The organism is Cellulomonas taurus (genome assembly GCF_012931845.1).
Taxonomy (GTDB): domain Bacteria; phylum Actinomycetota; class Actinomycetes; order Actinomycetales; family Cellulomonadaceae; genus Cellulomonas; species Cellulomonas taurus.
The window spans coordinates 2,896,296-2,917,844 of the sequence record NZ_CP051884.1; the positions used below are offsets into that span (position 1 = coordinate 2,896,296).

The following is a 21,549-nucleotide window of genomic DNA, read 5'->3' on the forward strand; positions in this document are numbered from 1 at the left end:
TGGAGGTCGGCCTGCGCCGTCAGCTGACCTCCATGCCGCCGCTCGACGTATCGTGGTGCGGATGTCCACCTTCAGCGAGCACCTGCGCGCCCGGTCGGACGAGCAGCTGGTGGACCTGCTGCTGCGCCGGCCCGATCTGGCGCACCCGTCCCCCGCCACCCTGTCGTCCCTGGCCGCCCGCGCCACCAGCCGGCCCAGCCTCGACCGCGCCCTGTCCCAGGTGGACGCCGGGGTGCTGCAGGTGATCGAGGCGGTGGTGGTGCTGGCGGACGACGACGGTGTCCGCGCCCGGGCCGTGGTGACGGCGGTGGGCGGTGGCCGCGGCGATGGTCCGCTGGTCCCCGAGCGCCTGCGCACGGCGACCGAGCTGGCCCTGCTGTACCCGGTCTCCGGCGGGGTGAGCGACCCCGCGCTGCGCCCGGCCCCCGGGGTCGCCGAGGCCCTCGGCCAGGTCGCTGGGTTGTCCGGTCTGACCTCCGGCGCCGACCCCGTCGGGGTCTCCGCTGCGGCGCAGGCGATCCTGGACGCGCTGACCTGGGGTCCGCCGATGGGACAGCGGCCGACCGACGGTGCGGGCGCCGCGGCCGCCGACGAGCTGGTCGCCGCCGGACTGCTGATCGCGGTGGACGGTGGCCGGGTGGTGCTGCCCCGGGACGTGGCCCTGCGGCTGCGCGACGGCCGGACCCATCGGGAGCTGAGCCGTCTCCCGGCGCCCCAGGACCTGCCCCGTCGTCGGCCGGAGGTGGTGACCGCGGAGTCCGCCGCCGCCGCCGAGCGGGCCGTCCGGTTGATCGCCGCGGTGGTGGACCTGTGGGCGGCCACACCGCCACCGGTGCTGCGGGCGGGCGGGGTCGGGGTGCGGGACCTGCGGCGCACCGCCCAGCAGCTCGACGTCACTGAGCCCGAGGCCGCCCTGCTGATCGAACTGGCGGCGGTCGGCGGTCTGATCCGGGACGACGGCGAGGAGCGCCCGCACTACCGCCCGACCGCCACCGCCGACGAGTGGGCGGCCGCGGACCTGCCCGACCGGTGGGCGGCGCTGGTGTCCTGGTGGGCGCGCACCACGCGGTGGCCCGCCCTGGTCGGCACCCGGGACGACCGCACCCAGGTGCGCCCGGCCCTCGGCCCGGAGCTGGCCCGGCCCTGGGCGCCCCGCCTGCGGCACCAGGTGCTCGACGCCCTGGTCGCGTTGGCCGAGGACGCCGCGCCGGACGCCGAGACGGTCCGGGCGGCCCTCGCCTGGCACACTCCGCGCGCGGTGCCGCCGATCGAGGCCGTGCGGGCGGTGCTCGCCGAGGCCGGGACGCTGGGTCTGCTCGGAGCCGGAGCACTGGCGGGCACCGGTCACGCGCTGGCGGCCGACCCCGAGGCTCCGCTGGCCCCCGCCCTGGCCGCCGCCCTGCCGCCCGCGGTGGACGACCTGCTGTTGCAGGGCGATCTGACCGGCATCGTGCCGGGCCGTCCCTCCGCCGAGCTGGACCGACTGATCGACGCCGCCGCGGTGGTGGAATCCCGTGGCGGTGCCGTCACCATCCGCTTCACGCCGGAGTCGGTGCGTCGGGCGCTGGACGCGGGGACCACCGCCGACGACCTGCTGGCGGAGCTGGCCCGGCACACCCGGGGCGGGGTACCGCAGCCCTTGGAGTACCTGGTCCGGGACGCCGCGCGTCGGCACGGACTGCTGCGCGGCGGCTCGGCGATGTCCTATGTGCGCACCGAGGATCCGGCGCTGCTGGCAGGTCTGGCCGAGGACCCGAAGCTGTCCCACCTCGGGCTGATCCGGCTGGCCCCCACCGTCCTCGCCGCGCAGGTGCCGCTGTCCGAGCTGTTGGCGGCGCTGCGTTCCCGGGGCCTGGCACCTGTGGCCGAGACACCGGACGGCCAGGTGCTGCACGCCGCCCCCACGGTGGCGCGCATCCCCGCTGCCCGGCAGCGTCCGCAGGACCGGGTGGACACCGTCGACCCGCGGGTGCGCGCCAGCACGCTGGTCCAGGTGCTGCGCCGCGGTGAGTCGGCGGCGTCGACCGGGCTGCGCCCCGGCCCCCGGCAACCGGGAACAGACGACCCCGGAACGGTGTTGGCCACCCTGCGCGAGGCGGCCGCCGACCACGCCGAGGTGTGGCTGGAGATGGTCGGCCCGCGTGGCGCGCTGGAACGTCGCCGGGTGCGGCCGTTGCGGGTGGACGGTGGCCGGGTCCGGGTGACCGACACCGCCCGGGACGCCGAGATCGTGGTCGCCGCACACCGGGTTGCCGGGGTGACCAGGATCGCCTCGTCGGCACCGACCGACACCTGACCCGGCGCCACCTGACCGCCCACCGCGAGCACCACCACCAGCCACCAGCCAGCCCAGCCCAGCACGTACCGAGCACCGAGAACCAGGAGCCACGTGACCGACGGACCGTTGATCGTCCAGAGCGACAAGACCCTCCTCCTCGAGGTCGACCACGACCAGGCCGAGGCGTGCCGTCGTGCCATCGCCCCGTTCGCCGAGCTGGAGCGCGCACCGGAGCACGTGCACACCTACCGGCTGACCCCGCTCGGTCTGTGGAACGCACGCGCCGCCGGGCACGACGCCGAGCAGGTGGTGGATGTGCTGCTGGAGTACAGCCGCTACCCGGTGCCGCATGCCCTGCTGGTCGACGTGGCGGAGACAATGTCCCGCTACGGCCGCCTGCAGCTGGTGCAGGACCCGGTGCACGGCCTGGTGCTGCACGCCCTGGACGCGGCGGTGCTGGCCGAGGTGCTGCGCTCTAAGCGCACCGCCGGGCTGGTCGGTCAGCGGATCGACGACACCGACGTGGTGGTCCACCCCTCCGAGCGCGGCACCCTCAAGCAGGCGCTGCTCAAGCTGGGCTGGCCCGCCGAGGACCTGGCCGGGTACGTCGACGGCGAGGCGCACGCCATCGACCTGGACGAGTCCGGGGTGAGCAACCCGGGCAAGGACGGCGAGCCGCGCCCCTGGCAGTTGCGGCCCTACCAGCGCGAGGCGGCGGAGGGCTTCTGGCACGGCGGCTCCGGCGTCGTCGTGCTGCCCTGTGGTGCCGGGAAGACCCTGGTGGGTGCGGCGGCGATGGCCAAGTCGCAGACCACCACCCTGATCCTGGTGACCAACACGGTCTCGGCCCGGCAGTGGCGGGACGAACTGATCCGGCGCACCAGCCTGACCGAGGACGAGATCGGCGAATACTCCGGCGCCCGCAAGGAGATCCGGCCGGTCACCATCGCCACCTACCAGGTGCTGACCCTGCGCCGGAAGGGCAGCTACCCGCACCTGGAGCTGCTCGACGCCCGCGACTGGGGCCTGATCCTCTACGACGAGGTGCACCTGCTCCCGGCGCCGATCTTCCGGATGACCGCCGACCTGCAGGCCCGGCGGCGGCTGGGGCTGACGGCGACCCTGGTCCGTGAGGACGGTCGCGAGGACGAGGTCTTCAGCCTGATCGGCCCCAAGCGGTACGACGCGCCGTGGAAGGACATCGAGGCACAGGGCTACATCGCGCCCGCCGACTGCGTCGAGGTCCGGCTCACCCTGCCCGACCGGGACCGGATGACCTACGCCACCGCCGAGCCGGAGGACAAGTACCGGCTGGCCGCCAGCGCCCCGGGCAAGATCCGGGTGGTCGAGCACCTGGTCCGCCAGCACGCCGGGGAACCGACGCTGGTGATCGGGCAGTACATCGACCAGCTGGAGGAGTTGGCCGAGGACATCGGCGCGCCGGTGATCACGGGCGCCACCTCGGTGACCGAGCGGCAGCGGTTGTTCGACGCCTTCCGCTCCGGCGAGCTCAGCACGCTGGTGGTGTCCAAGGTGGCGAACTTCTCGATCGACCTGCCGGAGGCGTCGGTGGCGATCCAGGTCTCCGGCTCCTTCGGCTCCCGGCAGGAGGAGGCGCAGCGGTTGGGTCGACTGCTGCGGCCCAAGGGCGACGGTCGCACGGCGCACTTCTACGCCGTGGTCGCCCGGGACACCGTGGACCAGGAGTTCGCCGCACACCGGCAGCGCTTCCTCGCCGAGCAGGGCTACGCCTACCGGATCGTGGACGCGGAGGATCTGGACCAGGCGACGGCGGAGTGAGGGACCGCTAGATTCGCTCGGGAACCCATGCGGTGGATCTGCACGTTGAGCAGGTGCATCGTCGGCAGAAGGGAACCCTGGCGTGCCCGTCCTCTCCTCCGTCCTCGGTCTCACCGTCGCGGCCTCGGCGTTCTTCGGCGGGACGGTGCTGCCCGCCGCCGATCCGGTGAGCCTGTCCGGTGAGATCACCGACAGCGCCGGGGTGCTCAGCCCGGCCCAGACCGCCGAGGTGCAGGACGCCCTGGACCAGCTCGCCCGGGACACCGACTACCAGCTCTACGTGGTCTACGTCGACGACTTCGGCTCGGTGTCCCGGGACGACTGGGCGCAGCAGACCGCCGACCTGACCGGCCTCGGCCCGCAGGACCTGATGCTCGCCGTCGCCACCGACGCGCGGGTCTACACCCTGGCGCCGCAGAGCGTGGCCGGGCTGTCCTCCTCCGCGCTGGACTCGGTGGCAGCCGACGTCGAGGACGACCTGCGTGGCGACGACTGGTCCGGCGCGGCGATCACCGCCGCCGACGGCATCCGGTCGGCCGCCACGGGTGGGTCGGCCGGGTCGTCCGGGTCGTCGCTGGGCTGGCTCTTCATCGGTGGCCTGCTGGTGATCGGTGTCATCACTCTCGTCGCCTATCTGGCATCCCGACGCCGGGCGGGACAGCGACCGGTGGGTGTGGGCGGTCGAGGCCACCAGCAGATCCCGACCGCCGAGCTGAACCGCCGATCGGCCTCGGCCCTGGTCGGGATCGATGACGCGCTGCGCACCGCCGACCAGGAGTTGGGCTTCGCGCAGGCGCAGTTCGGGCCGGAGGCCACCGGCGAGTTCGAACGGGTGCTGGCCCAGGCGAAGCAGCAGGTCAACGAGGCGTTCCGCCTGCGCCAGACCCTGGACGACGATGTGCCGGACACCGAGCCGCAGATCCGGGAGACCGCCACCCGCATCCTGCAGATCGTCGAGCAGGTCGGTACCGCCCTGGACGCCCAGGAGCAGGCGTTCAGCAAGCTCCGCGAGGTCGAGGAGCGCGCCGCCACCGCCTTGCAGGAGCACAGCCGCTCGGCGGCCGACCAGCGCGCCCGGATCGCCACCGCCCGCACCACCCTGGACACCCTGGCGGCGCGCTACCCCGCCGACGCGCTCGCCTCGGTGCGACAGAACCCGGACCAGGCCGGCGCGCTGCTGGACGAGGTGGACACCGCCCTCGCGCAGGGCACCCAAGCGGTCGAGGGTGGTGACCGCCGCACCGCGAGCCGCTACGCCCGCGCCGCCCAGGAGGCCCTCGGCCAGGTCCGCACCCTGCTGGACGCCGTCGACCACGCCGGGGCGGAGCTCGCCACCATCGGTGCCCGGCTGGACGCCGGGATCGCGTCGATCTCCGCCGACCTGGACGATGCGGCTCGGATGGCCCCGCAGGACCCCACCGTGCAGGCCCGCGCCGCCGACGCCCGGAGCCGGATCGAGGCCGCCCGCACCGCCCGCGCCGGCACCGGCGATCCGCTGGCCGCCCTGCGGGACCTGACCGCCGCCGAGGCGGCCCTGGACAACGCGCTGGCCCCGATGCGCGAGGCGGCGGACCGGGCACGGCGGGCCCAGGGCCTGCTGGACCAGGTGCTCGGCCGGGTCGCCGCCGGCCTGCGCGGCACCGGTGACTACATCGAGACCCGACGCGGCGCGGTGGGCCCCCAGGCCCGCACCCGCCTGGCCGAGGCCGACCGGCTCTACCGGGCGGCCGCCGACCAGCGCGACTCGGACCCGGAGCGGGCGCTGGCCGCCGCCCAGCAGGCCGAGCAGCGGATCGCCGAGGCTCAGCGGCTGGCGCAGCAGGACGTCCAGCAGGCCGAGCGGGACCGCTGGGACGACCGTGGCCCCGGTGGTGGCGGTGGGCTGAACGGTGTCGGCGGCATGGTGCTCGGCGGCATCCTGATCGATTCCATCCTGCGCGGTGGCGGCGGTGGCTTCGGCGGTGGCGGCTTCGGCGGCGGGTCCCGTGGCGGCGGTGGCTTCGGCGGCGGTGGTCGCGGTGGTGGCTTCGGCGGCGGGGGCGGCGGCTTCGGCGGCGGCTCTCGTGGCGGCGGATTCTGACCCTCAGTTCTCCCGACAGGAAGGCATGACATGAGCGAGAAGCAGAGCATCTTCGGCCGGATCACCCAGTTGGCGCGGGCGAACATCAACGCGCTGATCGACCAGGCCGAGGACCCGCAGAAGATGCTGGACCAGCTGGTGCGCGACTACACCGGGTCGATCCAGGACGCGGAGCAGGCCATCGCCCAGACCATCGGGAATCTGCGGTTGGCCGAGCAGGACTACGCGGAGGACGTCGCCGCCGCCCGGGAGTGGGGCAACAAGGCGCTGGCCGCCTCCGCCCGGGCCGACCAGTACCGCTCGTCGGGCGACGCCGCGAACGCCGACAAGTTCGACAACCTGGCCAAGGTCGCGATCAGCAAGCAGATCGCCGCCGAGCAGGAGGTCAAAACCGCCGAGCCGATGATCGCCCAGCAGCGCGAGACGGCGGAGAAGCTCAAGACCGGCCTGGCCCAGATGAAGGACAAGCTCACCGACCTGAAGTCGCGGCGCGACTCCCTGATCGCCCGGCAGAAGTCGGCGCAGGCCCAGCAGCAGGTGCAGCAGGCGATCGGATCGATCAACGTCCTGGACCCCACCAGCGAGATCGCCCGCTTCGAGGAGAAGGTCCGGCGCGAGGAGGCGCTGGCCATGGGTCAGGCCGAGATCGCCGCGTCCTCGCTGGACTCCCAGTTCGCCGAGCTGGAGTCGGCCGGCACCGAGATCGAGGTCGAGGCCCGGCTGGCAGCGCTCAAGGCCGGTCGCCCGGCCCCGCAGATCGAGGGCTGAGCACGACCGCGCGACGGCCCGTCACCTCCCCGGGGTGGCGGGCCGTCGCCGAGTTCGGCGGCTCCGCTCACGACCTCGCGGCGGATGTGCCGACCTGGGTGCCGCTCATCGGTGCCGGACGTGGTCCCGCACCCGGGCCGCGAATGCCTCGGCCAGCGTCCGACCGTCGCGGGCCACCCGCTCGTCGGCCTCCCGTGCGGCGGTCACCATCGCGTCGGCCTCATCGGCGGGCAGCTGGTCGGCCACCGCCCAGCGTCGCAGCAGCTCCGGCGACGCCTCCGGGTGGAACTGCACACCCCAGGCGTTGCCGACCCGGAACGCCTGGTACGGATACATCGGCGATGACGCCAGCCAGGTCCCGGTGCGCGGCAGGTCCACGACCGCATCGGAGTGCATGGTCGGCATCACCACGGTCGGGTCCGCTGCCAGCGCCCCGAGCAGGGGGTCGGACTGCGCCTCCGGCCGCCAGCGCAGCGCGACGGTCCCGGCCTCACGTCCGGGCGGCGCATCGACGTGCACCCGGCCACCGGTGGCGACAGCGAGCAGCTGCGCGCCCAGGCAGATGCCGAGCGTGGGCACCCCGGCGGCGACCGCCTCGGTCAGCGCTGTCCGGGCGGCCGGGATCTGCGGCAGCTGATCGTCGTGCGCGGACATGTTCCCACCGAGCACGATCAGGCCGTCCACGGCGTCGACGGGGCCGATGTCCTCGCCCTGGTCGGCACGCACCAGGCGGAGGGTCACCCCGTCCAGCCACTCGGCGAAGCGATCCAGGGGCACCTCGTCATCCAGCTGGACGACGGTCAACACAGGGGGGAGGCTGACGGTCACGGTGCAGCAGGCTAGTCCCTGACCCGTCGATCCCGGCAATCCGCAGCCGCTTCCCAGGAAACCCTCAGAGATCGGCTGCACACTGAATGGCGTGACCGCCACCACCGGAACCGAAGCCACCCTGCTGGTCGTCGACGACGAGCCGAACATCCGCGAACTGCTGGCGACCTCGCTGCGGTTCGCCGGCTTCGACGTGCACGCCGCCGCCGACGGTGGCACCGCGCTCCGCCTGGCCAAGCAGGTCCAGCCCGACCTGCTGGTGCTGGACGTGATGCTGCCCGACATGGACGGCTTCACCGTGACCCGGCGGCTGCGGGAGAAGGGCCAGCACGTCCCGGTGCTCTTCCTGACCGCCCGGGACGACACCCAGGACAAGATCACCGGCCTGACGGTGGGCGGCGACGACTACGTCACCAAGCCGTTCAGCCTGGAGGAGGTGGTGGCCCGGATCCGCGCCATCCTGCGCCGCACCACCGGGGTCGAGGCCGAGTCCACCAGCGTGCTCAGCTACGAGGACCTGGAGCTGGACGAGGACTCGCACGAGGTGCGCCGGGCCGGACAGGTGATCGACCTGTCCCCCACCGAGTTCAAGCTGCTGCGCTACCTGATGCTGAACCCCGGCCGCGTGCTGTCCAAGGCGCAGATCCTGGACCACGTCTGGCAGTACGACTGGGGCGGCGACGCGAACATCGTCGAGTCCTACATCTCCTACCTGCGCCGCAAGGTCGACCACATCGAGGGCGCCGCGGGGCCGGTCGCACCGCTGATCCAGACCAAGCGCGGTGTCGGGTACATGCTGCGCAAGCCGAGCGGGTCGTGATCGAGCGCGCTCGCACGCTCTGGCGGCGCACCCCGCTCAGCGCCCGACTGGTCGGCATCACCACCGTGCTGCTGGCGATCGGCCTGACCATCGCGGGCACCGCCACCACCACGCTGCTGCGCAGTTACCTGATCGGGCAGGTGGACGAGCAACTGGCCGCCCAGACCCAGTACTACTCCGAGCGGATGGCGGCGATCTACTCGGTCGAACAAAGCCTGGAGTCGGTCAGCCGGGACAGCTGGACCCAGTTCGACTACGCCCTGGACGTGCAGATCCTGGACGAGAGCGTGCAGATCCCGCCCTCTGCTGCCACCGCCTCCGCGTACGGCGCACCGGTGATGCCGGACCTGACCCTGGACACCGTCGCGGACTACACCGGCCATGCCTTCACCGTGCGGTCGTCCAAGGCGGCCTCCGGCTGGCGGGTGATCGTCACGCCGGTCACCACCCGCGGCACCGACACGGTGGTCGGCTGGGTGACGATGGCCAAGCCGATGGGCGAGGCCGGGGACATCGTCCGGTCGGCTGCGGTGGCGATGTGGACCTCCGCCGCGGCGATCATGATCATCGGCGCGGTCGCCGGGACCTGGGCGGTGCGCCGCTCGCTGCGGCCGCTGCGCGAGATCGAGGACACCGCCGCCACCATCGCCGCCGGTGACCTGTCGCGCCGCGTCCCGGAGGCCCCGGAGACCACCGAGGTCGGTCGGCTGTCCGCCTCGCTGAACGGGATGTTGACCCAGATCGAGGCGGCCTTCGACGCGCGCACCGCCTCGGAGGAGCGGATGCGCCGGTTCGTCGCCGACGCCTCCCACGAGCTGCGCACTCCGCTGGCGGCGATCCGCGGCTACGGCGAGCTGTACCGGATGGGTGCCCTGACCGAGAAGGAGCAGGTGGACGACACCATGCGCCGGATCGAGCAGTCGGCGACCCGGATGGGCGGTCTGGTCGAAGACCTGCTCGCCCTGGCCCGGCTGGACGCCGACCGACCCGGCCGCACCGACCCGGTCGACCTGGCGGTGCTGGCCACCGACGCCGCCCACGACCTGCGTGCCCTCGACCCCGGCCGGGAGGTGCGGGTCCGTTCCCTGACCCCGGGCGCGGACGACGAGCTGCCCACCACCGTGGTGCTCGGCGACGAGCCGCGGCTGCGTCAGGTCCTGGCGAACCTGATCGGCAACATCGCCCGGCACACCCCCGCCGGATCACCCGCCGAACTGCTGGTCGGCCGGATCGGGGACCGGGTGGTGCTGGAGGTGCGCGACCACGGACCCGGCATCCCGCCGGAACACGCGGGCCGGGTGTTCGAGCGGTTCTACCGGATCGACGCCAGCCGCACCCGGGAACCCGCAGGCACCGGCGGCGGGGCGGGGCTGGGCATGGCGATCGTCGCCGCGATCATCGACACCCACCTGGGCAGCGTCGCCATCGACCGGACGCCCGGCGGCGGCACCACCGTCCGGGTCGAGCTCCCGGCGCTCGACCGCCCCGACCAGCCCGGGGACTGACCGCCCGCCGGCCGAGGTCACTGTCCCTCCGGGTCCGGGCTACGATGGCGCGCCGTCAGGGTTTCCCGTCTCCGTGAGGCTTGTTCCATGGGCGTCTACGACGCACCGCAGTGGCTGTTGTCCGCCTTCGTCCGCAGCACCCTCGGTGCCGGGGCGACCGCACCGGAGGACGAGATCCGTCGGGTCGGGACCGAGCTGGTGGAGCGGTGGACCGGACCCGGCCGGACCTACCACAACCTGCGGCACCTGACCGATGTCCTGGCCCGGGTGGACGAGCTGGCCGAGGAGACCCACGAGCCGCACCTGGTCCGGCTGGCCGCCTGGTACCACGGTGCGATCTTCGACGCCGACAAGCTGGCCACCTACGCCAACCGCGGCGGTGAGGACGAGGTCGCCTCCGCCGCCCTGGCCCGCGAGCAGCTGACCGCCCTCGGTCTGCCGGAGGCCGCCGTCGCCCGGGTGCACCAGATGGTGATCGCCCTGGTCCGGCACCAGGCCGACCCGACCGACTTCGACTGCGCGGTGCTCTGCGACGCCGACCTGGCGATGCTGGCCGCCGAGCCGCAGCGCTACAAGGCGTACCTGCACGACGTGCGGGAGGAGTACGCGGACATCCCGATGCAGGACTACCTGCGCGCCCGGGTGAAGATCGTGCGCAAGCTGCTGGGCCGGCCCAGCCTGTTCGTCAGCCCGCTCGGTGCCGCCTGGGAGGAACCCGCCCGGCAGAACCTCGCCGCCGAGTTGCACAAGCTGGAGAAGGTCCTGGCCGAGGTCGACGCCCCGGCCCAGCCCCAGCCCTGACGCCGCCCGGCGGACACCCCGCCGTTGCCCCACCCCGGAGTCGTCAGCCCGGGTCCTGCCGAGTTCGTGGGTTCGGCCCCGAGTTCGGCACCCGCGCTGCCGAACTCGGGGCGGAAGTGCCGAACTCGACGCACGGAGCCCGCCGCACTCTCTGCTCGCCGGATCGGCGCGTGGGCGGTGCAACGGAACGGCCGGCCACCCCCGAGGGGGTGACCGACCGCTGCGCTGTCAGTGGGCGGGACTCAGAAGTCCATGCCGCCCATGCCACCGGCGTCCGGGGCGGCCGGGGCGGCCTTCTCCGGCTTGTCGGCGACGACTGCCTCGGTGGTGAGGAACAGCGCGGCGATGGAGGACGCGTTCTGCAGCGCGGAACGGGTCACCTTCACCGGGTCGTTCACACCGGCGGCCAGCAGGTCCTCGTACTCGCCGGTGGCGGCGTTGAGGCCCTGACCGGCGGGCAGGTTGCGGACGCGCTCGGCGACCACGCCACCCTCGAGACCGGCGTTGACGGCGATCTGCTTCAGCGGGGCGTCGATGGCGACCTTGACGATGTTCGCACCGGTCGCCTCGTCACCGACCAGCTCGAGGGTCTCGAACGCGGTCTTGCCGGCCTGGATCAGGGCGACGCCACCGCCGGCGACGATGCCCTCCTCGACGGCTGCCTTCGCGTTGCGGACGGCGTCCTCGATGCGGTGCTTGCGCTCCTTGAGCTCGACCTCGGTCGCGGCACCCGCCTTGATGACGGCGACGCCACCGGCCAGCTTGGCCAGGCGCTCCTGCAGCTTCTCGCGGTCGTAGTCCGAGTCGGAGTTGTCGATCTCGGCGCGGATCTGGTTGACCCGGCCGGCGATCTGCTCCGCGGAGCCGCCACCCTCGACGATGGTGGTCTCGTCCTTGGTCACGACGACCTTGCGGGCGGTGCCGAGCACCTCGAGGCCGACCTGGTCCAGCTTGAGGCCGACGGTCTCGGAGACGACCTGACCACCGGTGAGGATGGCCATGTCCTGCAGCATCGCCTTGCGGCGGTCGCCGAAGCCCGGGGCCTTGACGGCGACGGACTTGAAGATGCCACGGATGCGGTTGACGACCAGGGTCGCCAGCGCCTCGGACTCGACGTCCTCGGCCACGATGATCAGCGGCTTGCCGGTCTGGATGACCTTCTCCAGCAGCGGCAGCAGGTCCTTGACGTTCGAGATCTTCGACTCGACCAGCAGGACGTAGGCGTCCTCGAGGATCGCCTCCTGGCGCTCCGGGTCGGTGACGAAGTACGCCGACAGGAAGCCCTTGTCGAAGCGCATGCCCTCGGTCAGCTCGAGCTCCAGGCCGAGAGCGTTGGACTCCTCGACCGTGATGACGCCTTCCTTGCCGACCTTGTCCAGCGCCTCGGCGATCAGCTCACCGATCGCGGCGTCACCGGCGGAGATCGCGGCGGTGGCGGCGATCTGCTCCTTGGTCTCGATCTCCTTGGCCTGGGCCAGGAGCTGCTCGGTCACGGCGGCGACGGCCTTCTCGATGCCCTTCTTCAGGGCGATCGGGTTGGCGCCGGCGGCCACGTTGCGCAGACCCTCGCGCACCAGCGCCTGGGCCAGCACGGTGGCGGTGGTGGTGCCGTCACCCGCGACGTCGTCGGTCTTCTTGGCGACCTCCTTGACGAGCTCCGCACCGATCTTCTCGTACGGGTCCTCGAGGTCGATCTCCTTGGCGATGGAGACACCGTCGTTGGTGATCGTGGGGGCGCCCCACTTCTTGTCCAGCACGACGTTGCGGCCCTTGGGGCCCAGGGTGACCTTGACGGTGTCGGCGAGGACGTTCAGTCCACGCTCGATACCGCGGCGGGCCTCCTCGTTGAAGGCAATGATCTTGGCCATGGGGCTATCGATCCTTCACTGGTGGCTTGGGCGGCCGGCTGATGCCCGCGACGGACGGTCCGCCGCCCACCGGTCAGGTCCCGGTGCGCGGCTGACCTCATCGGTCGGCCTGATGTTCTCGATTCTGTCACTCTCCACCGGAGAGTGCTAAGTCAATGGTTAGCACTCGACCCCTGCGAGTGCAAGGTCCGGTCCCGGAATCGTCTGAGCGCGAACGACCGGTGGTTTACGGTGTCTGTCCATGTCAGCCGCGCGCGCCGCCACCGCCGTCGTCGCGCTGTCCGCCCTCGCCGTCGGGCTGGTCACCTGGGGGGCGAGCGGCCCGCGCAGCGCCCGGATCGCGCTGTACTCCGAGGGGGTCGTCCTGGAGGCGGACGGCAGCCGCACCCTGGTCCCCGAGGGCGCGGAACCGCTGCTGCACGACGGCACCCGCGTGCTGGACGACCCCACCACCGACACCGACGACGCCCTGGCCGCCGAGCAACGCGCCTGGCTGGCGGCCGGTGACTTGCCCGGCGCCGAGGGCCCCTACGCGGATCTGGTCACCGACGCCCTGCTGGACCTGCACACCCTGGTGCTGGACGACGGTGCCGCGGTGGCCGCCTGGTCGCCGTACTGGCGCTACGTCTGGCCCCGGGACTCGTCCTTCGTGGCGGTCGCCCTGGCTCGCACCGGCCACGTCGAGGACGCGCTGGCGATCCTGGACTTCCTCGCCGGCGTCCAGGAGCCCGACGGGTCGTTCCAAGCCCGCTACCTGCCCGACGGCACCGGCGACACCCCGGACGACCGCGGCGAGCAGACCGACGGCACCGGATGGGTGCTGTGGGCCGCGCACGAGGTGGCGATCGCCGCCGACGACCCGGTGGCCACCGCCACCACGCTGCGCCCGCTGGTGGACATCACGGCACGCCATGCCGAACGCCTGGTCGCCGGGGACGGCCTGCCGGAGGCGTCACCCGACTACTGGGAGGTGCACGAGAGCGAGCTCACCCTGGGCACCGTGGCGCCGGTGCTGGCCGGGCTGGAGGGCGCCTCGGCGTTCTACACCCTGCTCGGCGACGCGACGGCGGCGGCGGCGGCCCGCTCGGCCGCCGACCTGACCCGGACCGCGATCCAGGAGGACTTCGACGAGTTCGGGCGCTACGCGGACGGCGACCTGGCGGATGCGGCGAGCGCCTTCACCCTGCCGCCGTTCCAGCCGACCGCCCTGGACGGCGCGCTGTCCGCCTGGCAGGAGTCGGCCGCCGACATGGCACGTCCGGCCGGTGGACTGGCACCGGGCGCCGGCTGGCGGCAGGACGGCATCTCCTGGACGCCTCAGACCTCGCTGTACGCGCTCACCGCGGCGAGCAACGGCGACCGCGACCAGGCGGTCGCCTGGCTGGACTGGCTGGACGCGCACCGGACCGATCTGGGGGCACTGCCGGAGAAGGTGCTGGACGACGGCTCACCGGCCGCCGTGGCACCCCTCGCCTGGACCGCCGCGTGTGTGGTGCTGGCGGTCGACGCCCTGGACGACTGACGGGGCCGAGCGCACCGGGGCGCGCCTCGACCCCGTCGGTCGTGGTCTCAGAGCGGTCGAACCTGCTCGGCCTGGGGACCCTTGGTGCCCTGACCGACCTCGAACTCGACGTTCTGGCCCTCCTCGAGGCTGCGGTAGCCCTCGGTCTGGATCGCGCTGAAGTGCACGAACAGATCCTGAGTGCCGTCGGCCGGGGTGATGAACCCGTAGCCCTTCTCGGCGTTGAACCACTTGACGGTGCCCTGCGACATGCGGTGCTCCTGCGACTGGGTGTTCGGCTGACACCGCCACAGCGGCCCCGAGCGGGACTGTCTGCGGCGTGGCGCTGAGCGTAGCCGCGCCCGAGTGAGGGCGAAAGGGGTGATTCCGGCGGATCAGCCGTGGCGGTCGCGGCTCAGTTGGCGAAGTCGCGGCGCAGCAGCACCGTCACGCCGCTCCCGGCGTTGTCCGCGGACTCGGTGACCGTCGTGATCCCCAGGCTGTCGGCCACCGCCTGCGCGGTCGGCTGCAGCTCCGGCGAGGCGTAGAACACCGTCGTCACGTCCGCGATCGAGGCGCTGCCGTTGCCGGCGGTGACCGAGGTGAACCCGGCGGTGCCGAGCCGGTCGGCGACGTCCGCCGCCAGGCCCTGGCGGTTCGCCGCGTTGAGCACGTCGATCGCCTGGGCGTAGTCGACGGTGGCCGCCGGGGGCTCCTCGGTGGCCGGGGCCTCCGGCGCCTGCTCACCGTCGGTGCTGCCGTCGGTGGCAGCCGGGTCGCCCGGCTGCTCGGCGTCCGCGGCACCGTCGGTGGGGGTGTCCACCGGGTCATCGGTCAGCTCGACGTTCGCCTGGTCGTTCTTGTTCCCCAGGCCGTCCCAGGACGAGGCCCAGAGCACGGCGCCGATGGTGACGGCGGGCACCAGCACGATCACCGCCACGAAGGGCCACCAGCGCGACCACCAGGTCCGGGGTGCGCGGTGCACACCGACCGGCGTGTCCACGCCCGGTTCGGCGTCGAACTCGTCCTCGGGATACGGGTAGTTGCCCTTCGTCACGCCGGACAGGCTAGCGGCTCAGCTCCGGGGCCAGGGAACCGGCGCGGGCGCACGGCGTGGAGAAGGTGTGCAGGTCGGCGCGTCAGGCGTCGGAGCCGAGACGCCGGGCCGTGCGCTGCCGCTGCCGGGTCGAGCGCATCCGCCGCAGCCGCTTGACCAGCATCGGGTCGTGCGCGAGGGCAGCCGGGTCGTCGATCAGCGCGTTGAGCACCTGGTAGTACCGGGTCGCCGACATGTCGAAGAGCTCGCGGATCGCCTGCTCCTTGGCACCGGCGTACTTCCACCACTGCCGCTCGAAGGCCAGCACCTGCTGATCGCGCTCGGAGAGGCCGCCGTCGACCTGGAACGTCTCGGCCGTCGCGCTCATCCGTGCCTCCCTCGTCCTGCGTGCCCTGCTGGGATCAACCGCGTCATCGTACGACCCGAATCACACGGGTGTCATTCGTGCCGGTCAGCGTTCCGGCCCCACGGCGGGCCGCTGCTGGCTACCCTCGCCGGGTGACCACGCACGCCCCCGCACCCCTGTCCGATCTGATCGCCGCCGACTGGGCGGCGGCCCTGGCGCCGGTGGAGCAGCAGATCCACGCGATGGGGGACTTCCTGCGGTCCGAGGTCGCGGCCGGTCACGGGTATCTGCCGGCCGGGGACGCGATCCTGAACGCCTTCCGCCGACCGCTGGCCGAGGTCCGGGTGCTGGTCGTCGGGCAGGACCCCTATCCGACGCCTGGTCACCCGATGGGCCTGTCGTTCTCCGTGCAGCCGACGGTGCGCCCGCTCCCCCGGTCCCTGACCAACATCTTCACGGAGCTGGAGGCCGACCTCGGCATCCCGCCGCACGGGAACGGGGACCTGTCGACCTGGGCGGACCGTGGGGTCATGCTGCTCAACCGGGTGCTGACGGTGCGCCCCGGCGCGGCGGCCTCGCACCGGGGCAAGGGATGGGAGCAGGTCACCGACCGGGCGATCGAGGCCCTGGTGGAGCGCGGCGGGCCGCTGGTCGCGATCCTCTGGGGCCGGGACGCCCAGTCGCTGCGGCCCCGGCTCGCCGGTGTGCCCACGGTGGAGAGCGCGCACCCGAGTCCGCTGTCGGCCAGCCGGGGGTTCTTCGGCTCCCGACCCTTCTCCCGGGTGAACCAGCTGTTGACCGAACAGGGTGCCGAGCCGATCGACTGGGCGTTGGCCTGAGGGGGAGAATGGCTGCCATGACCACGGATCTGCCGCGCTGGGAGCGCTACGTCGCCGTCGGGGACTCGTTCAGCGAGGGACTCTGGGACGCGCCCCACGGTCAGGACGCGCCGATGCGCGGCTGGGCCGATGTGCTGGCCGGGCACCTGTCCGTCCGTCGGCGCGCGGCCGGGCTCGCCCCGCTGCGGTACGCGAACCTCGCGGTGCGCGGCAAGCTGCTCCGGCCGATCGTGACCGAGCAGGTCCCGGCGGCGCTGCGGATGGAGCCCGACCTGGTCAGCCTGGTCGGCGGCGGCAACGACATCCTGCGCCCGGCGGCCGATGTCGACCGGCTCGCGCGCAACCTGGAGGCGGCGGTGGAGCGGATCCGGGCCACCGGTGCCGATGTCCTGCTGGCCACCGGGATGGACGTGGCCGGTGCCGGGCTGATGACCGCCACCCGGCCGCGGGTCGCGATCTTCAACGCGCACCTGTGGTCGATCGCCCGGCGGCACGGTGCCTACGTGGTCGACCTGTGGGGGATGCGCCACCTCAAGGACCTGCGGATGTGGGCGCCCGACCGGATCCACCTGACCACCGAATCGCACGCCCGGGTCGCCCAGGGCGCCCTGGTCGCCCTCGGTCTCACGCCGGACGACGCCGCCTGGGACGAGCCGCTCGCCCCGGCTCCCCCGGTCTCCCGCGCCGCCCAGGCCCGCGCCGACGCCGAGTGGCTGCGCAGCCACGTCTACCCGTGGGCCACCCACCGACTGCACGGCACCAGCTCCGGTGACGGCCGCCGGGCCAAGCGACCCGAGCTGACCGAGGTCTGACTCAGTCGCCGACCACCGCCACCGAGGCCCCCGCGACCTGCTCGGCGGGCACCGATCCGGTGAGGGACACCGTGGTGGTCGGCGCGGTCACGGCCGTCCGCGACTCGGACAATGCCCGGTCGGCGGTGTCCCGGAGCGTGAGCGCCAGCTCCCGGCCGGAACAGCCCTCGGGCACCCCGGTCAGCTGGGCGGTGGTCACCGCATAGCCGCCGACCGACTGGTCGTAGTCGACGTCGTAGCCGATCCGGATCGAGTCCACCACGCAGGTCCCGGCGGACACCGGCCCGAGCTGCTCCCAGGTCATCGCGCGGGCGGCCGACACCGCCAGTCCCGCGCCGCCGAGCAGCGCCAACGTGACACCCGCAGTCCGGCGGGCACGAGTGAGCCCCATCGGTGTCCCTTCCGTGGACAACAACCCGGCCGATCCATCGTCCGGTATCGCCCCATCGTCCGCCCGCGGTGCCCGGTGAGCATCCTGGGCCGAAGTTCACTCCGGCGGGGGACGTCGCACCGGCCCCGGGCACCCCGTCGCGCCAGCCGGGGCCGGGGCTGGGCTCGGAGCCGGCGGCGCTGTCCGGGGCACCCCGGCGTCGCTGCCCGGGGCACCCCGGTCGACTCAGGGCTGGGCGCAGACCTGGACGCTCTGCGGGGATCCGTCGCGTACGCCCCAGGTGTCCCAGGCGGTGGGCGTGACCCGGTACACGGTGCCGCTCTGCTGGACCAGCGTGTAGTTCCCCGGGGCGGTGAACCGTGGCGCGGTGGTGCCACTGCCCTGGGCGCGCAGGTAGTCGACCAGCGGCCGCAGGTCGATGTCGGCGCGCCACCCGGCGTAGAACTGCGGGGTGCCGGTGACCGCGACGCTGGTGGTCATGCAGGCGTAGTTCGCATCGCCGGTGACGGCTGCCGAGCTCTGGCTGTAGCTGAGCGCCGGGTCGTACTGCGGGGCGGGCAGGTTGTAGTGGCAGACGGTCACGGTGATCGACTGCCCGGCCGCCAGGGTGCTGTTCCCGGCGCGACCGCCGATGGACAGCACGTTGTTGGCCGGAGCGCCGAGCACCTGGCCGTACCAGGGACTGTGCACCTGGAAGCCGTCGGCCGAGGCTACCCCGTTGAACGGTCGCTGATCCAGGTGCAGGTCCACCCGCCAGGTGGTGCCGGCCGCACCGGAGACCTGCACCGAGAAGCAGGCCTGGGTGCCGGAGCTGGCGATCTGGGACCAGGTCAGGTTGGTGAAGGTGCTGCCCGGTCCCGGGGTGACCGGGCCGCCGTCGAAGGCGAGCGGAGCCGTCCAGGTGACCGGCACCGACCAGCCGTTCACCAGCAGGGCGACGCCGGAGACCTGGCCCGCGGTGTAGCTCGGGACGGTGAGGGTCACGGTGCCGGTCGCCGCGGTGCCGGTGCTGTCGGCGGTGGCGGTGGGGGTGCCGTCGGCGGCATAGAGCCGCAGGGCGAGCGCCGCGCCGGAGCAGGCGGCGGGGACGTTGCTCAGCACGACGGTGCTGGATCGTCCGGCGCTGACGGTGCCGGGGGTGGCGGCGAGCGCCGCCCGGGTGCACGGGGTCGCGGAGGTCAGCAGGTGGGCGGCACCGCGCAGGGTCAGCTGCGCGGCGCTGGCGGTGTGCAGACCGAAGACCGCGATCACCACCAGCAGGGCGGTGATCGCGGTGGCGGCGATCCGGCGGCTCATCGAACGGCTCATGCCACCGGCTCCGGCAGCGGCCGCTCGGCGCCGGTGTCGGTCGGGGGCGCGGTGTCCGGCCCGGGCTTCGACGGCCAGAGCAGGACGCCGCCCGCGATCACCAGCAGCGATGCCCAGGCCCACGGGTCGAGCAGGATCGACGCCACCCGGCCCAGGCCCGGGACGTGCAGCACCGCGATGCCGAGCACGTCCTCCTGGGTGGGCCGCCACGGGTCGTAGAAGTCGTTGTTGTCACCACGGATCGCCCACCCGTGGGCGGCATCGCCACCGACCACGCGGTGAATCACCCGGCCGTGGTCCACACCGGGCGGGGTGTAGACCACCACGTCGCCGGTCGCGGGCACGCCGCAGCGGGACACCACCAGGTCACCGGTGTAGTACGTCGGTTCCATGGAGTGGCCGGAGACGATGGTCAGCGTGGTGCAGCCGCCCAGCGTGCTCGGCCAGCCGAACCAGACCAGCACCCCGACCAGCGCCCCGGTCAGCACCCACCCGGCGGCCGACCGGAGGCGCGCCGAACGGGGGTGACGCGTGGGCGTCACCCCCGTCGATGCGGCCGGGCGGCCGTGCCGGGTCATGCCTGGGTCAGCTGGCGATGACGACCGCGACGCCCTTGACGTCGGAGGCCTTGACCGCGCTGGTCACCGGGATGGTGACGGTGCCGCCGCCGGCCGGGACCACGCCGGTCAGGGTGCCGATCGAGGTGGCGGTGGCAGCCGGGTCGTTGTCCAGCAGGTCGATGGTGATGTTCTGACCGGCGCAGGCGGTGGCCACACCGGAGAGGGTCACCCCGGAGACCGCGTAGCCCTTGGCGGCGGAGGAGAAGGTGTCGGCGAACTTCACGGCCACGCCGTCGGTGTCGCAGGAGGCCACCACGGTGGTGCCCGCGCCCAGCGCGCCGGAGGTCAGGTTCAGCTGGGCGGCGGATGCCAGGCCCAGACCGGTGATGCCGAGGGCGGCGATGGTGAAGGCGACCACCTTGCGGCGGGTGGTGCGACGGGGAGCGGCGGCTGCGGACATGAGTGACCTTCCAGGTCGTCAGGGGGACGTCACGGCTGCATGACGACGCCCCGGACGCGGGCGGAGGGCGCGGGCGACCGAGGCGCGGGAAATCTAGAGCCGCCCCTCACCTGCACAGATAGGCCCTTTGGGTGGAAACACCCAACTCCCGGGACGGGTGAGCCACTTTCACCCGGTCGGACCGGGACAAAGCGGACATCCGACCCGGTACCACCAGGTTTCGGGTCACCCGTTTGCCGTAGGACCTAGGTCCCGGCGGGCGGGTGACCGGGCCGTCACCGCATGCGTTCAGCCAGCTGAGGGGGCCGGCGGCACACCCACGCGCAGGGACTCCACCGGCACCCGGGCGATCACCTGCGTGCCGTCCCCCGGCACCGAGGACAGCCGCAGCTCACCTCCGGCCAGCCGCAACCGGTCGGCCAGCCGCGCGGTGCCGGACGCCGGGCCCGGACGATCACCGAAGCCCACCCCGTCGTCCCAGATCGACACCACCACGGCCTCGCCCTCCTGGGAGAGCCGGACGTCGATCACCTCGGCATGTCCGTGCCGCAGGGCGTTGCTCACCGCTTCCTCGACCACCCGCACCGCGAGCAGCCGCTCGCCCTGACTCAGCCGCGAGGCGGCCGGGTCGTCCAGGGCACGGATCTCCGGCTCGACCCCGAGCCGGGTGTTCACCGAGGTCGGGATCCGGCCGAGCAGCGAGCGGATCGCCGGGACCATGCCCACCTCCAGCTGGTCCGGGTACAGCATGCGACTGGTCGCCCGGACGTCCGCCTCGCGCACGGTCTCGATCTCGGCGCGGAGCTCGGCCAGCAGCTCCAGATCGGCCTCGTCCACGGTGCCGCGCTCCAACCGCGCCGCCAGCCTGTCCAGCCGGGCGACCACCAGCACCAGCCGCTGCTGCACGGTGCCGTGCAACCCCTCGGCGACCTCGCGCCGGACCCGGACCTCCTCGTGCTGCAGCGCCGACAGTGCCAGCTCGATTTGCACCTGGCCCCGGGCGGCGTGCTCCATCTGCGCCCGGAGCCGTCGTCGGGAGCGCATCGTGGTGTACCCGATCGCCGCCGCGATCCATGCCACCACGGAGGCGCTGGCCATGTCGGTGGCCAGGGCCGTCACATGCGACGGCTCGTACACGCCGAAGGTCACCTGCAGCACCGCGCGGGTCAGCCCCGCCAGCAGACCGGCGCCGATCACCCCGACGATCAGCCGCCAGGTGCCGCGGGCCGGGAGCTCCGCCCCACGCCAGCCCAGCAGCGCGGTCATCGCCAGCACGGCGCCGGAGTTCGCGGCGATCCGGGCCAGCACCGGCACCCCGTCGCCGTCGGCGACCTGGTTGTTGTAGATGTAGGCGGTCTGCACCGCCGCACCGACGGCGAACACCGACATGACCGACCCGGTGGCGAACAGCAGTGCCCACCGATCGGCGTGATCGGCGTCCCGGGGTCCCAGCCTCATCGTCACCATCCGTGGTCGGCGGCCCCGATGCGTTCCGCGCGTCGCGGCACGTCGCGGGCCGGGAGTGAC

At 73.2% G+C, this 21,549-nt stretch carries 20 protein-coding genes; 10 read left to right on the plus strand and 10 right to left on the minus strand.

The features are described 5' to 3' along the window. The first annotated feature begins 61 nt into the window (after nt 1-61). From HGK68_RS13420 to HGK68_RS13435, 4 genes are all read left to right on the plus strand, one after another. A complete protein-coding gene (locus HGK68_RS13420; protein WP_169166417.1) occupies nt 62-2,296 on the plus strand; it encodes a helicase-associated domain-containing protein in 2,235 nt (744 codons plus the stop codon). A gap of 93 nt (nt 2,297-2,389) precedes the next feature. Continuing rightward, on the plus strand, nt 2,390-4,078 hold the full coding sequence (locus HGK68_RS13425; protein ID WP_169166418.1) for a DNA repair helicase XPB: 1,689 nt from the start codon (nt 2,390-2,392) through the stop codon (nt 4,076-4,078). Nucleotides 4,079-4,160: 82 nt separating this feature from the next. Continuing rightward, entirely contained in the window at nt 4,161-6,158 is a 1,998-nt protein-coding gene (locus HGK68_RS16290; protein WP_169166419.1) for a TPM domain-containing protein, read from the plus strand. Nucleotides 6,159-6,188: 30 nt separating this feature from the next. Next, nucleotides 6,189-6,926, plus strand: coding sequence for a PspA/IM30 family protein (locus tag HGK68_RS13435; protein ID WP_169166420.1), 738 nt, complete (start codon nt 6,189-6,191; stop codon nt 6,924-6,926). Between the two features lie 105 nt (nt 6,927-7,031). Here the strand turns inward: HGK68_RS13435 and HGK68_RS13440 are convergent, their stop codons facing one another. Next, the gene (locus HGK68_RS13440) at nt 7,032-7,733 is read right to left on the minus strand and encodes a type 1 glutamine amidotransferase (protein ID WP_246260380.1); all 702 of its coding nucleotides are present in this window, start codon (nt 7,731-7,733) and stop codon (nt 7,032-7,034) included. 112 nt (nt 7,734-7,845) lie between these two features. Here HGK68_RS13440 and HGK68_RS13445 point away from each other — a divergent pair, with 112 nt between their 5' ends. From HGK68_RS13445 to HGK68_RS13455, 3 genes are all read left to right on the plus strand, one after another. Next, complete coding sequence (locus HGK68_RS13445) at nt 7,846-8,574, plus strand: response regulator transcription factor (RefSeq protein ID WP_169166422.1); 729 nt, start codon at nt 7,846-7,848, stop codon at nt 8,572-8,574. Then, a complete protein-coding gene (locus HGK68_RS13450; protein WP_169166423.1) occupies nt 8,571-10,079 on the plus strand; it encodes a sensor histidine kinase in 1,509 nt (502 codons plus the stop codon). Before HGK68_RS13445 ends, HGK68_RS13450 begins: the two co-directional genes overlap by 4 nt. Before the next feature lie 87 nt (nt 10,080-10,166). Further along, nucleotides 10,167-10,880, plus strand: a complete 714-nt coding sequence (locus HGK68_RS13455) for an HD domain-containing protein (RefSeq protein ID WP_169166424.1) — start codon at nt 10,167-10,169, stop codon at nt 10,878-10,880. A gap of 242 nt (nt 10,881-11,122) precedes the next feature. Here HGK68_RS13455 and groL read toward each other — a convergent pair whose 3' ends face one another. Beyond that, on the minus strand, nt 11,123-12,748 hold the full coding sequence (gene groL, locus HGK68_RS13460; RefSeq protein WP_169166425.1) for a chaperonin GroEL: 1,626 nt from the start codon (nt 12,746-12,748) through the stop codon (nt 11,123-11,125). Nucleotides 12,749-12,989: 241 nt separating this feature from the next. Here groL and HGK68_RS13465 point away from each other — a divergent pair, with 241 nt between their 5' ends. Continuing rightward, nucleotides 12,990-14,270, plus strand: coding sequence for a glycoside hydrolase family 15 protein (locus tag HGK68_RS13465; RefSeq protein WP_169166426.1), 1,281 nt, complete (start codon nt 12,990-12,992; stop codon nt 14,268-14,270). A 47-nt stretch (nt 14,271-14,317) separates the two neighbouring features. On the opposite strand, the gene HGK68_RS13470 is transcribed toward HGK68_RS13465, so the two are convergent. The 3 genes from HGK68_RS13470 to HGK68_RS13480 form a co-directional block, all read right to left on the minus strand. Then, nucleotides 14,318-14,521, minus strand: a complete 204-nt coding sequence (locus tag HGK68_RS13470; protein ID WP_169166427.1) for a cold-shock protein — start codon at nt 14,519-14,521, stop codon at nt 14,318-14,320. Nucleotides 14,522-14,664: 143 nt separating this feature from the next. After that, complete coding sequence (locus HGK68_RS13475) at nt 14,665-15,306, minus strand: LytR C-terminal domain-containing protein (RefSeq protein WP_169166428.1); 642 nt, start codon at nt 15,304-15,306, stop codon at nt 14,665-14,667. Nucleotides 15,307-15,388: 82 nt separating this feature from the next. Further along, the gene (locus HGK68_RS13480) at nt 15,389-15,673 is read right to left on the minus strand and encodes a DUF3263 domain-containing protein (RefSeq protein ID WP_169166429.1); all 285 of its coding nucleotides are present in this window, start codon (nt 15,671-15,673) and stop codon (nt 15,389-15,391) included. 131 nt (nt 15,674-15,804) lie between these two features. Between HGK68_RS13480 and HGK68_RS13485 the strand changes: the two genes are divergently transcribed. Together HGK68_RS13485 and HGK68_RS13490 are read left to right on the plus strand one after the other, a co-directional pair. Beyond that, nucleotides 15,805-16,491 (plus strand): uracil-DNA glycosylase, encoded by a 687-nt coding sequence (locus tag HGK68_RS13485; RefSeq protein WP_169166430.1) that lies wholly within the window; start codon nt 15,805-15,807, stop codon nt 16,489-16,491. Nucleotides 16,492-16,508: 17 nt separating this feature from the next. Beyond that, nucleotides 16,509-17,303 carry an SGNH/GDSL hydrolase family protein gene (locus HGK68_RS13490; protein ID WP_425483651.1) on the plus strand — a complete coding sequence of 265 codons (795 nt, stop codon included), beginning with the start codon at nt 16,509-16,511 and terminating at the stop codon, nt 17,301-17,303. A 1-nt stretch (nt 17,304) separates the two neighbouring features. On the opposite strand, the gene HGK68_RS13495 is transcribed toward HGK68_RS13490, so the two are convergent. From HGK68_RS13495 to HGK68_RS13515, 5 genes are all read right to left on the minus strand, one after another. Continuing rightward, nucleotides 17,305-17,694 carry a hypothetical protein gene (locus tag HGK68_RS13495; RefSeq protein WP_169166432.1) on the minus strand — a complete coding sequence of 130 codons (390 nt, stop codon included), beginning with the start codon at nt 17,692-17,694 and terminating at the stop codon, nt 17,305-17,307. Between the two features lie 225 nt (nt 17,695-17,919). Further along, a complete protein-coding gene (locus HGK68_RS13500; RefSeq protein WP_169166433.1) occupies nt 17,920-19,002 on the minus strand; it encodes a hypothetical protein in 1,083 nt (360 codons plus the stop codon). Then, the gene (locus HGK68_RS13505) at nt 18,999-19,544 is read right to left on the minus strand and encodes a signal peptidase I (protein ID WP_169166434.1); all 546 of its coding nucleotides are present in this window, start codon (nt 19,542-19,544) and stop codon (nt 18,999-19,001) included. Before HGK68_RS13505 ends, HGK68_RS13500 begins: the two co-directional genes overlap by 4 nt. 43 nt (nt 19,545-19,587) lie before the next feature. After that, the gene (locus HGK68_RS13510; RefSeq protein ID WP_169166435.1) at nt 19,588-20,022 is read right to left on the minus strand and encodes a hypothetical protein; all 435 of its coding nucleotides are present in this window, start codon (nt 20,020-20,022) and stop codon (nt 19,588-19,590) included. Between the two features lie 288 nt (nt 20,023-20,310). Continuing rightward, entirely contained in the window at nt 20,311-21,480 is a 1,170-nt protein-coding gene (locus HGK68_RS13515) for a sensor histidine kinase (RefSeq protein ID WP_169166436.1), read from the minus strand. Nucleotides 21,481-21,549: the final 69 nt, after the last annotated feature.

What these genes read in the sequence shown, in the direction of transcription:
- HGK68_RS13420 (WP_169166417.1), top strand. Translation starts at nt 62, where the DNA reads ATGTCCACCTTCAGCGAGCACCTGCGCGCCCGGTCGGACGAGCAGCTG.
- HGK68_RS13435 (WP_169166420.1), top strand. Translation starts at nt 6,189, where the DNA reads ATGAGCGAGAAGCAGAGCATCTTCGGCCGGATCACCCAGTTGGCGCGG.
- HGK68_RS13455 (WP_169166424.1), top strand. Translation starts at nt 10,167, where the DNA reads ATGGGCGTCTACGACGCACCGCAGTGGCTGTTGTCCGCCTTCGTCCGC.
- groL (WP_169166425.1), bottom strand. Translation starts at nt 12,748, where the DNA reads ATGGCCAAGATCATTGCCTTCAACGAGGAGGCCCGCCGCGGTATCGAG.
- HGK68_RS13465 (WP_169166426.1), top strand. Translation starts at nt 12,990, where the DNA reads ATGTCAGCCGCGCGCGCCGCCACCGCCGTCGTCGCGCTGTCCGCCCTC.
- HGK68_RS13470 (WP_169166427.1), bottom strand. Translation starts at nt 14,521, where the DNA reads ATGTCGCAGGGCACCGTCAAGTGGTTCAACGCCGAGAAGGGCTACGGG.
- HGK68_RS13480 (WP_169166429.1), bottom strand. Translation starts at nt 15,673, where the DNA reads ATGAGCGCGACGGCCGAGACGTTCCAGGTCGACGGCGGCCTCTCCGAG.
- HGK68_RS13490 (WP_425483651.1), top strand. Translation starts at nt 16,509, where the DNA reads ATGACCACGGATCTGCCGCGCTGGGAGCGCTACGTCGCCGTCGGGGAC.
- HGK68_RS13495 (WP_169166432.1), bottom strand. Translation starts at nt 17,694, where the DNA reads ATGGGGCTCACTCGTGCCCGCCGGACTGCGGGTGTCACGTTGGCGCTG.
- HGK68_RS13500 (WP_169166433.1), bottom strand. Translation starts at nt 19,002, where the DNA reads ATGAGCCGTTCGATGAGCCGCCGGATCGCCGCCACCGCGATCACCGCC.
- HGK68_RS13510 (WP_169166435.1), bottom strand. Translation starts at nt 20,022, where the DNA reads ATGTCCGCAGCCGCCGCTCCCCGTCGCACCACCCGCCGCAAGGTGGTC.
- HGK68_RS13515 (WP_169166436.1), bottom strand. Translation starts at nt 21,480, where the DNA reads ATGAGGCTGGGACCCCGGGACGCCGATCACGCCGATCGGTGGGCACTG.